The following is a 12,281-nucleotide window of genomic DNA, read 5'->3' on the forward strand; positions in this document are numbered from 1 at the left end:
GCACAACAGGCCTGATACATGACCGCGCCCGATCACACGTCCAAAATCGTTCGAAGAACTGCTTGCATGAACGGGGGCATCCATACATGACCCGGTAGCACAGGATATTTCCATCGAGAATTGGCTCTGACGCACATTTGCTGACGTTCCGCTTCTACGATGCGCCAATCAGTCTTGCTTGCAGCAAATCGAGCTTCGCTCTTCCGTACATCTGGCGCTTGATGAGCTTCAAGCGGGTGATCTGTCCTTCCGTTTGCCCATTTGACCACGGTGAGATGATTGCATTCCGTACTGCGTCCAGGTCCTTTTGGACGCCGCCAGCGAACGATCCAACCAGGCTGTTCATAGCGGCGTCCAACCACTCGTCGAGCTTTCGTGCTGTCTTCGAGCGGATCATGGACTGGAAGTCGCCGATGGCCGTACGGGCGACTACAAGCTCCGGGACGTTTACTTCGATTGCCGCTACGAGGATCGCTTCGGATTTTGCAAGGTCATCACGCGCGGTTGTCATGAGCCGCGCGATAACCCGTGCGGACGGCGTTCTGGCCAGCCCGCTCTGATTGGCCTTTTCCGCAAGACGTCGGCGTTGTGCCCATTGCGAGACGACGCCACTCTGCCCCGAAAAACCCTTCGTCTTCATCTCACGCCAGAGTGCCGAAGCATTCCGTGCCCCTTCCTCCCAACGGCTGTTGAGCCAGGGCAGCCAGCTATCCAGAGAGCTGGGTCGCGTTCGGAATACGTCGAGACGCTGGCCCCTTAAAACGTCGCGAACAAGCTTCCGGCTATGGCCGGTTTGCCGCACGATCTGTCGAATGGATGTTCCCTTCTTCGACAGCTCCCGGACCGCCTCGTTCGTTTCCTGGCGGCGTAGGTATCCCTCATACTGCAGCTTCTCAGCGTATGTCAGAAGCTTGGGATCAACGACATTGCTGCCGACCGCCTGCCTGATCTGCCGCATCGATTTGCCGACAGCGTCGAGGAAGGCCCGACTGGAATTCTCCATCAGGTGCCACCGATCGGCGACCTGCGCAGCATCGGGCAAAGCCTTTGCGATGGCCTCACCATAGCCACCGCCGCGATCACGGGCGACAATCGATATCGACGGATGCTCTGCAAGCCATGTTCGAGATGTATCCAGCGCACGATCCGGCATAAGGGTAACGGGTCTGCGCCGTTCAAGGTCACAAACAATCGTGCCGTAGGTTTGCCCTCGCCTGAAGGCAAAGTCGTCGATGCCTATAACCTTGAGGTCTTCGTTCCGATGACCAATACGGCGGCGAACCACCCGCAATAACGTGTCGTTGCTCACCGGCACCATCAGGCGATTGGCAAATTCTGCGGCCGGTCTACCGCCGAGCGCCAGGCCGAGATGGTGAACAATCGTCTCCAGCCTCTGGGTGCGTCGACCATAGCGAGCCAGCACGTTGTCACCGAATTGTTCGCAGAAGATACGCCGGCCGCACAGTACGGCATCGCACCAGAACCGACGCGTCACGACCGTCAGCTCTACCCGCCGGCCACCGAGAGGTAAGTCAGTGGGTCGCCGCTCATATCGGCTTTGAATTCGCCGGCTTGCTCGCCCGCAGGCTGGACAAGCTGCTGATGGATTGCGCGATCGAAGCCGAACTTGAACACATTCCCCAACGATCTTCACTGCTTCCACTGCAAAGCCGAACGGCGCGAGACTCGCATGCGGCAATCGATGGCCCATTGCTGATCCTCCGGTGAATCAGCAGAAACCTCATTCACGACAGCAGCAAATTTGAGTCAGAGCCAGTTCTCAGCGAAAATCAACAGATTGAACCCGTCTCAGCACGTAGTCAGGCCCGACGGGAACATGAAAAGCGGGACTGTCGGCAAGATAGGATGTCGCACTGGTGAGCAAGACATTGGGACCGCGCCGGATGCCCTCGTGTTTCAGTATCTCGTGCAGCCGGTAGAGGAGAAGCCTTGGAGCACTTGCGAACGTCACATAGTGAAGGATCAGGCTGTTGCGCCTGTTCCTAACCTGGAACATGAACCTGACGCCAGCAAGTGTTCCGATTACGGCGTCCGGAACCATCCTGGAAAAATCAGCGCTCAAACCGTCGCGGAAAATCGGTGAACGGTGCACACCTTCCGCCATCATCACGTGCTGAGCGGGGAGCAGCGAAAGAAACTGCATGACGACGGACGAAACGTTGACGAGGAAGGAGAATAACGCATGCGATCTGGGAATGTTGAGATCCGCATTAGGTGGGGCAAAGCCGAACATCACTTCCCGGAGGCGTTCCACAGCTTCGCTTTTCTGAAGGCTCGAAGAATACGAAATCCAGTCGAGAAGATGTTCTACGCATTGGCTGAATGTATTTTGGACAACTTCATCCGTCCTAGAAAGAGCGATGGATGTGCGGCGAACGTCGAAGTCGCGTTCGTCCGTTGGAGCATCGCCGGAACGGAAGAGAGCCTGTCGCACGCATGCATCCCAGAATGCCATCAGAGCGCCGAGACGTTCGTCCTCCACAGCCCGCTGGGCATCGCTCATCGTGAGCCTGCTCGCGTTCCCGAACAGATCGGCCATAACCCTATTGCCCGTGACAAACGCATCGTCGTATTCAGCGAGAAAACGTGAGCCATTCGCGGCCCTGTCGTTCTGCAGTTGGCGGATGAGTGATCTGTTGAGGTCGATGAACCGCGTGGCTTTGTTGGCGTAGTCGCTGATATTGCTCCCTGTTCTATCGTTCTCGCCAAGGGCGAAAGGCTTCAGAAGGTCGTCTAACAGACGACTTTCATAGGATGACTTCGCTCCCGTGATACTGATCTCTGAAACTGCCTGTCTGTCCAGTACGGCTTGTATACCATCGACCTCGTCGGCTATGACAACATCGGCTGTTCGCGCAACCGCTTCTACGTGTCTGATGTGTTCCTCAACGAAGTGAGCCGGTATTTTGGTATCGAGGGACATGACGTGCCCGAGCCAGACATGGCGTTCGGCCAACTGTCTAGCCGCCTTCATACGGCCAGACCAGCCGGCGGCTGGGCAAAGGCAAGTACTTTCGGCGGCTTTCTCCTCGCCGCCTACCTTGAGCTGCCGCTGCAGGACAGTCGTGCAGGGAGGAGTCAAATGGGGGAACGGCTGCTCCTCGTCATGTGCATCATCGAACCCGGCCAATGCGCAGTTGACCGAGAGCAAATCGGCGAAATCCACCGATCTACCGAAGCCGCGCGCGTCATCGACAGCACCTATCCTTTCGGCGAGTTTACGGGCATGTCGCAAACGCGTTTCGGGCGCTTGCCCCATGAGCAGCCCGATCTGCACGCCATATGCAGAGAGTTCGGACATCAGATTGAAGCAGACTTCGATCGAAGGAAGAAGCACGACGGTCTTCAATCCCCGCTCATGAAGCCATGCTACCATGAGCGTGACGAGGGTCGTCTTACCCGTTCCCGGCAGCCCAATCAGATGTTTAAGACCGTCCAGGCGAATTTCGCTGACAGGGCCAAGTCGAGTTCGGTCAGTAGTGGGTGCCAGGACTTCGACCTTGCGGGAGCCCATGGCGTCCACAAACCGCCGGGCCCATCCCTTGGAAGCACGATTGGCATCTGCCGCATCGATCGCGTCGAAGCGCTCCGCGATCTCCTGGAGTTCTCGGAGCTGTATGATCACCGGAAGGCGCTCGACGCTCTCGGACGAGTGCCGCGGTCGTCGGAATATCCCCGCCGGGACCTCTGAAAGATCCAGATTGATCTTCCGGCCGTTCACGTCTTGCCCAAACGCGGCAATCGGTCTTTCGGGGTTGGCAACCTTCTGACCGTGCTTCCCGATTGGAAGATCAGTTGACAATGCCGCGGCCCATCGTGCGATCCGCGGATCATCTCCGGCTGCACGCGAAAATGTAATGCGGCGCGACCGTGGATCGATCAAAAACGGCTGGTCCACATAATGGTCGTCGCTTTCGCGCTTGTTCTCCTCCCACGTCAGGAAATCGTAGACCGCCTGCCGCAGGTCACTTTCCGATGTGTAGTGGACACCGAGCTGGCGCAAAGAATGGGCCGCCTTCGCGAAGCGCGAAATTCCCGGATGGTCATCGATCGAAGCAAATCCGGTTAACAGGGAAGGCACGTCCGCTAGGTCGGTGAGACCAAGAAACTGATCAACTGCTGCGCAAAGCCACTGCACCGCGATCACATTGGAGAATCCTTCCGGTTTCTCCTTCATGTAGTAAATTCCCTCAGTACGGAACTCACCGATAGAAACTCGATCGATTCCGGAAGCCCAGACACCCTGGATGCGGTTCGTATGTAGTCTCTGTCGATGGATATCCAAAAGTCCGGTATCGCAACGATCCGACGCTGGAATGCCCGCAGCCCTCCAATATCACGCGCGATCTTCTGTCCGAGAACGGCCGCGCTCGAATAAGACTTCAGATCGATTCCAACCGCGAGCCCTCCGATACCAATGTCTGCCATGTCAGACATTGGATACAGTTCAACGTCGCGTCGCTTCGCGCAAAGGTCGTCATACAGCTTTATCTCGGGTAAACCTGGGCCGACCCAGTAGGTCATTATAGCAGCGTCGGCGAGACGCCATTCCGCTGCGACATGCACTTCATGGGTGCTACCCGCGGCCGGTTCCGGGTTTGCCATCCGGCATTCCCGTAGAGCGCATCTGCCTATAGGATAGGTTCGACACTGCTTGGAGGGGAACAGCGGTGACCGGCAATACGCGCATAGCCTGAGCATATGGCCGTCCAGCGCCGATGCGGGCAACGGGCGATAGAAGCCCGGAAGATCGGTAGCCATCTCGGGAAACTCCTGCGCGAAGCGCAAGAGGTCAACGCGTGCGCGCACGGGGTTTCGGACAATGCTCTCGCGAATTTGCCGATAGAGAGCGGCTCCGTCCTCGGGGGCTAGGCTCGAAAGACCTGATCGCAATCGATCGTGGAAGATGTCCTCGGCTACGTCTGCTTCTGTCGCAAGCCCGGCCAACTCAAAGCAATCGGGCGTCGGTACGCCGTAGCCTAGATCCACTAAGATCGCCTCCCGCTCGTCGCAATCCGCAAACGAGCCCGGCCCCCACGACTTGACAGGCGACCCGGCCAATACGGTGAATGCGTTAGCCTGGGAAGCGATGTCAGTTGGATAGCCATCGCGCATCGCAACCGCAGAAACGAGCGCCATGCCGCGGCGGAGGGAAGGGGCCATTTCCGGCCCCTGTGATAGTACATCTCGCGAGAGCTGAAGATTTCGATATGTCTCGACTAGTCCGCGGGCGGTAAGCCGGACTGCAATACGTGCTCGATGCATGCCGGCTCCCCCACAGCCAGAAGCCTCTAAAAACTGTTTATATTCCCTTTAAAGTTTATAGAGCACATTCGAAACAAGAAAGAAAGACTTCGATCCAGACAGTTGATACCCCATAAGCTCGGTTCACGAGAAAATATGCTTAAACGCTTGATTTTGACAGGCAAAAAATGATGTGCAAGTAGAGGCACACTGGAGAGTTCCAAAATCTGCTTGCGCATTCGTATTTTATCTCGCCGCTGGGGTTTGTCTTGACGGCGAAAGTCAAGGTGACGATCTCGCAATGGATAAGTTCCTGAGAGCGAGACATCCCTAACTAAGGTAAACCACTGGCGCGATCTGCGGCATCCCTTGCGCAACCCAGACCTTCACGGGGTTTGAGAAACATCTGCCTCGCCGAAGGAACTGCACACTGGCGACTTTGTCCCAAGTCGCGCCCGAAAATCGTTGTTCGTTACCGGTCCCATGTCGGAAATTCAATCCGAGAAACCCATGTTTGCGATGGAGTTTTTTCAGATGGATAGCGTTCCTAATTATACGGTGGCCGGTTCATATCCCATCAAGGCGTAAAGGAGACGCGAGTGAGCGGCCACGGCCGAAACGCTATTGCCTCTGTCATTCATTTGCATTACCATTTCATGGAAACCGGAGATAGCTATGCCTGCAAACGCACTCGTCCAAACTCGCATTGATGCCGAAGTTCGGGATCGTGCTTCCGCTGTGCTCGAAAACATGGGCCTCACGGTATCAGATGCCGTCCGTATCTTGCTCACCCGTACGGCTAATGAGGGTGCTTTGCCCCTCGAACTCCTTTCAGGCAGCGAGGCCTATGATGCCTGGTTCCGAACCAAGGTACTTGAAGCTCTGAACGATACTCGACCGGACGTCTCGGATGATGAGGTCGAGGCGCATTTTGCTGGGCGTCGAGCGATGGCACGCCTCAAAACAGATGCAGGTAAAGCGTGAAGATTACCTGGTCTGCGTTCGCCTTATCGGATCGCGATGCCATATTCACATATATCGAAGCAGATAATCCTTCAGCCGCCGTTATGATCGATGAACGGATCATCGCTGCCGTCCGTCGCCTCAGTGACTTTCCCGTAAGCGGTCGTGTTGGCAGGATTGCTGGCACACGCGAACTGGTAATCGGCGGCACACCGTACGTCGCAGCATATGCGGTAACGGAAATATCGGTTCGAATTCTTCGTATCCTCCACGGCGCGCAGGAATGGCCAGACACTCTACCAGCTAGCTAACTCGACCTCGATCCTGAATCAGCGGGGACCGTGGTTCGAAATGGTTCAAGGCGGAACGACGATGTCGGCTCGGACGCAGACTGTCATCACTATCCGAGCCGAATATCTCATTCGACCTTACGCAGCTTCCCAAACTTGATTGAGGATTTTGGCAGCTAAGGCCGCCCTGTCTTGCGGTAGGAAGCGCCCGTAGTGCTGTTGCACGACATCGGGCGTATCTTGAATGGCATAGCTCGCCTGCTCGTAGGATCCGGTCTGCTTCAGAATATGGGTCGCAAGAATGTCCCGCAGGTTATGCGGTCCATGCGGTGCCAATACCACGCCGAAACACAAACACCTTGATATTTTAATCGCACATGGCAATGCGGCCGGCTGAAAACCAACACTAGACACCGATATTTTTAGCCTTCGCCCATTGAGGGGAAATATCGGCATTTACTAAATTGCGACCTGTTCGCCGATCTCGATAACGCGGTTGGGTGGAAGCTTGAAGTACGCCGATGGGTCAATTCCGAAACCCGCCAAAGCAATGTAGAGATCTTCCTGCCAACGTGGCAGTCCCATGTTCGGCGTAGCAATGAGGTTGCGGCGGCCAAGATAAAACGAGGTTTGCATGATCTCGAACTTGAACCCCTTTTTCTTGCAAAGTGGCAGGGCCTTGATGACGTTCGGCTCATCCATAAAACCGAAATTAATCTCAAGGCGCATGAAGTGTTTCGATATCCGGGTTATCTCCACGCGATCGATGTCCGCAACATAGGGTTTGTCGTGCGTCCAGATCGTCAGAATGACATTTTGCTCATGAAGCACGTGATTGTGCTTGAGATTGTGAAGCAGAACACCTGGGGCTTTGTCAGGCACGCTGGTTAGAAAGACTGCTGTTCCAGGAACCACCACCGGAGCGCTCCGAGAGCCGCCCGTGATGGAGCGTTCGATTGACGCGATGAACGTGTCAAGAGATATGTCATTTCGCGATATCTTGTCCCTTAGATAGTGGGATCCTTTTGTCCATGTCCACATCACAAGGATGATCACACCCGCGAGAGCCAGGGGTACCCAGCCTCCATCATGAACTTTGAGCAAGTTTGCTGCGAGGAAGACGGCTTCAATCGAAAACAGCGGCGTCAACAAGAGAGCGGCTGTGAGTGCCGATTTACCTCTAACCGACCGAAGGAATTGGAATGCCATCAAGGTCGTAACAACCATCGCGCCTGTGACGGAGATCCCGTATGCGGTGGCAAGAGATTCCGAATCCCCGAACGAGAAAATCAGCACAAGGACACCAATGAACAAAACCATGTTCACGGCAGGCACATAAATCTGTCCGGTATTGGTCTCCGATGTAAAACGGATCATCAACTTCGGCAAGAAACCGAGATGCACAGCCTGACGCGCCAGTGAAAAGGCTCCGGTGATAACAGCCTGACTGGCAATCACGGTTGCCATTGTCGCCAGGATGACCATCGGAAGTAACGCCCACTCCGGATAGAGCAGGTAAAAGGGATTCTCGATCGCTGCCGGGTTGCTTAGGACAAGAGCGCCTTGGCCGAGGTAGTTGAGCGCGAGCGCTGGGAACACCAGGATAAACCATGCGGCGCTGATTGGCTTTCGACCGAAGTGCCCCAGGTCAGCGTAAAGCGCTTCAGCCCCAGTCACAGTCAGGAAGACCGCTCCGAGCACGATGAGGCCAGCCCAACCTGCATGGGTTATAAACCACAAGGCGTTTATCGGATTGAGCGCTTCCAGAATTGTCCAGTCATCACCGATATGGATCAGGCCACCCCAGGCCATAGCAAGAAACCAGACGACTGTGATGGGGCCAAAGAAGACGGCTACGGCCCCAGTGCCCTTGGACTGAACAGCGAAGAGCCCGACCATGATCGCCGCCGAGAGCGGCAACACGTAGTCGGAAAAAGCAGGCGTGACCAGTTTCATACCTTCCAGAGCCGACATCACCGAAAGTGCAGGAGTGATCATCGCATCGCCGATGAAAAGTGCCGAGCCTATAAGGCCTGCAAAAAACAGGACGGGCATATAGCTGCCGGTCTTCTTCATGAGGAGTGCGAGCAGTGAGAGTGTACCGCCTTCACCATCATTGTCTGCTCGGAGTAGGAAAAGTACGTACTTGAACGTCACGATAATCGTCAGCGTCCAGATCATCAGCGAGATCAGGCCGACAACATGCTCGTGCTGGACGCCATTTGCCGTAAAAGGGCGCAACGATTCCCGGAAGGCGTATAAGGGGCTGGTGCCGATGTCTCCGTAGACGACCCCTATCGAACCAAGGAGAAGAACAAGAAGCTTTTTGGTTTCAGACCGGCTGTCGGAAACAGTTGAGCTCGAAGATGTCATCATGTCTCCAGTCGATTTGTCGCAGAGATATCACGACTGCGCTGCAGTACGTCAATATCCCAGGGAAGCGAAGACAAAGAGTAAAACAAAATCGCGTGAAATTTTTTCGTCAATCCTGGGCATTGCGGTCTAGGACGGCTGAGACGTTGAGGGCGTTTTGGAAATGCGCGTCCTTGACCTTGAATGCCAGTCGGTGACCGCCCAAATGATGGGTCTACCCGCTGGTCCGGGCCCCTCTGGTGAAAGTCGCGGTGCTTTTACGATGTCGGACCTTAAACCGACATTTTTGCCGTACCAGAAGGACCAACCATGATTGCAGACGTCGCTGCGTGGATTTTCACCCTGTTTGTTGTAGACCCGCTTCAGGCCGAGATGCAGAAGACGCTCGAGCGTGCAAATCTTCCCATCGAGGCTTTGCAACAATCTCAGCAGTGCCTGACGATGCAAGTGCCGCGCCTCATCGAGAAGGCCGGAAACGAGCCCGGCTGGGCCATCGCCACGGCTGTCGGCATCTCAGTTGGATGGACGCCTCCGGAACAACTGCTTGACGCAACCGACCCGACATGTGGCGCATTGCGCGGTCTGATGGGCGCGCAGAGCGCACGCGAAGCTGAGGGTTAAGCCGAGCACGAGCCCTTGGCAAGCATCTATGGACTTTGGCCGGTTGCGCTTGACCACACGCGTGGCTCCCTCGCAATCTGTGTGCGGTTTGCTCACTCGAAAGTCCGCCGTTTGGCCGGTTTTTACTCCGCCGTTGACACTTGTCGGCAGATCGATCATTTCGCACGCCCGTCGGACGGAACAAGACGAGGATCAGTGGTCCAGTCCGAGGTGTTCACTCCAAAACCGACTCATTCCGCTCGGAAACCAGCGTTATATCTTCTTAAAGTAGAATTTTATCGACTAGAAACTATCCTAACTCGGGTTGCAAGGGGACGGCGCGGGCGGATTGCAAACTGCTTCTTCGGCTTTAGCTTCCTCAGTTTTTTGTGAGATAGCGTCCGGTTTGTGCAAAAAGAATATATCATGCCGTCTCGTTGTAAGCAGAGGTTGGAGGCCCTGCTCTTTATTCGCGAGGGGGCGCCTCGTCGTATAGCTTCATGCGGCCATTTGGCTCAGCGCTACGCCGTTCAACCAGGTCATCTCTACCGAGGAGACTATGAACGTACTTCCATGATCATCGTCCTTCCAGACGATATACGCAGATAGCGAAGGTGCGGATGGAAGAAAACCAACATGTGGCTCGACAAGGAAATCGCCCTTGGATCCCATGCTTCGGGCCAGGTCGATTGCCTGCCCATAAAAGCTCTCGAAATCCTCGATATCCCTCAACCTAGCCGATCGTGCTGGTCGTTCCTCCGCCGTGCAGAACCGCGTGGACAACCAGGTACGGTATTGTCTGCAACTTGTAAGCAGAGGCCATTCGATCTCGCTGTTTTCAAGGCAGTAGCCAAAAAGACATGTCTTCATGACCAAGCTTCCTTACCTTACAGCGAGGTAAATCGTTGGCGCAGAAATCAAGATGATTGCGACAACCGTTATTATGTTGAGCAACAGCAACTCTAACAAGTTACGTGCTGGCGTTCTTTGACCTGGCAAGGTGTGCAACTTTCGAAACATGGCGTGGACCCTAATTTTGTTTGCCGAACGGAGTCTCATTGGGACCGATCCCGGACCGTTTTTCCGGCGGCAAATAAATCACCAAGTTCCAGTTGGCCTACTTCAACGAAAAGTCGCATTTCATCGGTGTGGCCTGCGCTTTCCGTTTTTGCAAAGCGTAGCGCTGCACTTCGATCAACGAACAGGCCACCTGCCAGGCCAAGGCTGTCGACTACGATCCAGCGACCGGTCCTACTTCGACCTATGGCGAACCGAAAGCGGTTCCGGAAACCTCGATTTACTATTCGCGGGAGACGATCCATGAAGGAATCCTCAAGTTAAAGATTTCAGCTATTTACGTGACTGGCCCTTCACTGGGCTGACTGCATGATCAATGACACCGCGATCAGCAATCCAGCCATAACCGCTATCAGGCGGATGAACATTATTGTGTCCGTTGCAGGTCTTGTTCTGGGCGGTGTGACCCTGGATGAAGCGCTATCGGATGCGATTTTCCTTCGTAGCTCTGCCTGAAGGCGATAGTAGAGTCCAAGTGGCTGGCTCATGTTTGACCTCTCAAGAATTATGAAAACGGTTGTGAATGGTGTGGTGAAACGAGATCATTGCGGAGGAGGGGAACTGGGAGACGTGTTTCGTGCCGCCTGCGCTTCCAGGATCAATGCGTTGCGCTGCGGGCACCGCGTGCAGGTCCTTGTTTTCTTCAATGCACGCCGGATGGTTTTTGCTGTTTCCGGGGAAACTGGCGTTCCGGGAAGTCGGACCTCATGACAAATGCCCCGCACACATGAGAGAGCATATTTCAGAGCAGCTGGATCGCTTTCGTCATTGAGCGCGGCTAGCAGGGCTTTTATCTTTGGGTACACGTGCTCAACGCCACTAAAATCCTCTGAGGCAATCGCCCGGTCCAAGGCTACGACGAGGTCGGGCACTATGTTTGCCAACGCCGATATAGAACCGTGGAACCGCTGGCCCAAGCATGGTTCCAAACGCTCGTTTCGCGATAACCGAACTCCTGTTTCTGCACCCACATCATCGGAATATTCCCGCGCTGGAATATTTGAGTTCCCCAAAACGCCTACGATGTTCGGCGTCTCCAACAGTGTCCGAAACGTCTCAGGTGTTATTGCAACGCCGGCATGTTGCGGGTCGTTATCAAGGATGATCGGCAGGTCGACGGATCGGGCGATCTGCTCGAAATGATGGATGATGCCCTTCTGCGTCGGGCGGTTGTAGTAGGGCTGCACGATCAGAGCAAAGTCAGCACCGAGTTCGCGCGCCTCCGCAGTCTGTCTGAGCGTCGTTTCGGTAGAGCAGGTGCCGGTTGCCACGATAATTGCCACGCGTCCACGAGAGATGTGCACCGTGCGGCTGATCAAACTACGTCTTTCAAGCGCGGACAGTGTTGGTCCTTCGCCGATCAGCGAATTGAGCACAATGCCGCTGACACCTTGCTCGATCTGCCACGTGACAAGATGGTCAAAAGCGCGATAATCGATCTCCCCATTGCGAAAAGGGGTAACGATTGCTGTCATCACGCCATGAAGCTTATCGGTCTTGTGTATCACTGGAAACCTGCCTGTTACTGCTGGTGCGGGAAGTAGCGCGTATGCCTGAAAGCTTAAGAAGCGTCAGCAGCACAGCACCTTCCAGATACTGATGGACGGCGGTGAAGGCACGGATAGAGTTTGGTCTCACTGCCGCGCATCTCCAGCCTGACTTGGTTCGATGGAAAGCGCGAAAGTTTGCGGGAGGGTTTTGCGACGCAGCAAC

At 55.2% G+C, this 12,281-nt stretch carries 10 protein-coding genes and 1 pseudogene; 4 read left to right on the forward strand and 7 right to left on the reverse strand.

Annotated elements, in window-relative coordinates; all coding sequences use genetic code 11:
* Positions 1–154: 154 nt before the first annotated feature.
* The 3 genes from ACIQUH_RS10795 to ACIQUH_RS10805 all read right to left on the reverse strand — a co-directional run bounded on the left by ACIQUH_RS10795 (position 155) and on the right by ACIQUH_RS10805 (position 5,184).
* The gene (locus ACIQUH_RS10795; RefSeq protein WP_400814682.1) at positions 155–1,711 is read right to left on the reverse strand and encodes an ISL3 family transposase; all 1,557 of its coding nucleotides are present in this window, start codon (positions 1,709–1,711) and stop codon (positions 155–157) included.
* 69 nt (positions 1,712–1,780) lie between these two features.
* Entirely contained in the window at positions 1,781–4,198 is a 2,418-nt protein-coding gene (locus tag ACIQUH_RS10800; RefSeq protein ID WP_400814684.1) for a hypothetical protein, read from the reverse strand.
* Positions 4,195–5,184, reverse strand: a complete 990-nt coding sequence (locus tag ACIQUH_RS10805) for a hypothetical protein (protein WP_400814686.1) — start codon at positions 5,182–5,184, stop codon at positions 4,195–4,197. The genes ACIQUH_RS10800 and ACIQUH_RS10805 overlap by 4 nt, the downstream gene beginning before the upstream one ends.
* Positions 5,185–5,940: 756 nt before the next feature.
* On the opposite strand from ACIQUH_RS10805, the gene ACIQUH_RS10810 reads away from it, so the two are divergent.
* The gene (locus ACIQUH_RS10810) at positions 5,941–6,249 is read left to right on the forward strand and encodes a type II toxin-antitoxin system RelB/DinJ family antitoxin (RefSeq protein WP_400814689.1); all 309 of its coding nucleotides are present in this window, start codon (positions 5,941–5,943) and stop codon (positions 6,247–6,249) included.
* Positions 6,246–6,539, forward strand: coding sequence for a type II toxin-antitoxin system RelE/ParE family toxin (locus ACIQUH_RS10815; protein ID WP_400814691.1), 294 nt, complete (start codon positions 6,246–6,248; stop codon positions 6,537–6,539). Before ACIQUH_RS10810 ends, ACIQUH_RS10815 begins: the two co-directional genes overlap by 4 nt.
* Before the next feature lie 117 nt (positions 6,540–6,656).
* On the opposite strand, the pseudogene ACIQUH_RS10820 reads toward ACIQUH_RS10815, so the two are convergent.
* Positions 6,657–6,854, reverse strand: a pseudogene (locus tag ACIQUH_RS10820) (hypothetical protein); the annotation flags it as partial.
* Positions 6,855–6,977: 123 nt separating this feature from the next.
* Positions 6,978–8,891, reverse strand: coding sequence for a potassium transporter Kup (locus tag ACIQUH_RS10825; RefSeq protein WP_400814693.1), 1,914 nt, complete (start codon positions 8,889–8,891; stop codon positions 6,978–6,980).
* Positions 8,892–9,200: 309 nt separating this feature from the next.
* Between ACIQUH_RS10825 and ACIQUH_RS10830 the strand changes: the two genes are divergently transcribed.
* Entirely contained in the window at positions 9,201–9,512 is a 312-nt protein-coding gene (locus ACIQUH_RS10830; protein ID WP_400814695.1) for a hypothetical protein, read from the forward strand.
* Positions 9,513–9,989: 477 nt separating this feature from the next.
* Here the strand turns inward: ACIQUH_RS10830 and ACIQUH_RS10835 are convergent, their stop codons facing one another.
* Positions 9,990–10,361, reverse strand: a complete 372-nt coding sequence (locus ACIQUH_RS10835; RefSeq protein ID WP_400814697.1) for a hypothetical protein — start codon at positions 10,359–10,361, stop codon at positions 9,990–9,992.
* 516 nt (positions 10,362–10,877) lie between these two features.
* Here ACIQUH_RS10835 and ACIQUH_RS10840 point away from each other — a divergent pair.
* The gene (locus ACIQUH_RS10840; protein ID WP_400814698.1) at positions 10,878–11,024 is read left to right on the forward strand and encodes a hypothetical protein; all 147 of its coding nucleotides are present in this window, start codon (positions 10,878–10,880) and stop codon (positions 11,022–11,024) included.
* Between the two features lie 86 nt (positions 11,025–11,110).
* Here the strand turns inward: ACIQUH_RS10840 and ACIQUH_RS10845 are convergent, their stop codons facing one another.
* Positions 11,111–12,076 carry a dihydrodipicolinate synthase family protein gene (locus ACIQUH_RS10845; RefSeq protein ID WP_400814700.1) on the reverse strand — a complete coding sequence of 322 codons (966 nt, stop codon included), beginning with the start codon at positions 12,074–12,076 and terminating at the stop codon, positions 11,111–11,113.
* Between the last annotated feature and the right edge of the window lie 205 nt (positions 12,077–12,281).

The organism is Agrobacterium sp. NPDC090283, from assembly GCF_044769685.1.
Classification (GTDB): Bacteria; Pseudomonadota; Alphaproteobacteria; order Rhizobiales; family Rhizobiaceae; genus Agrobacterium.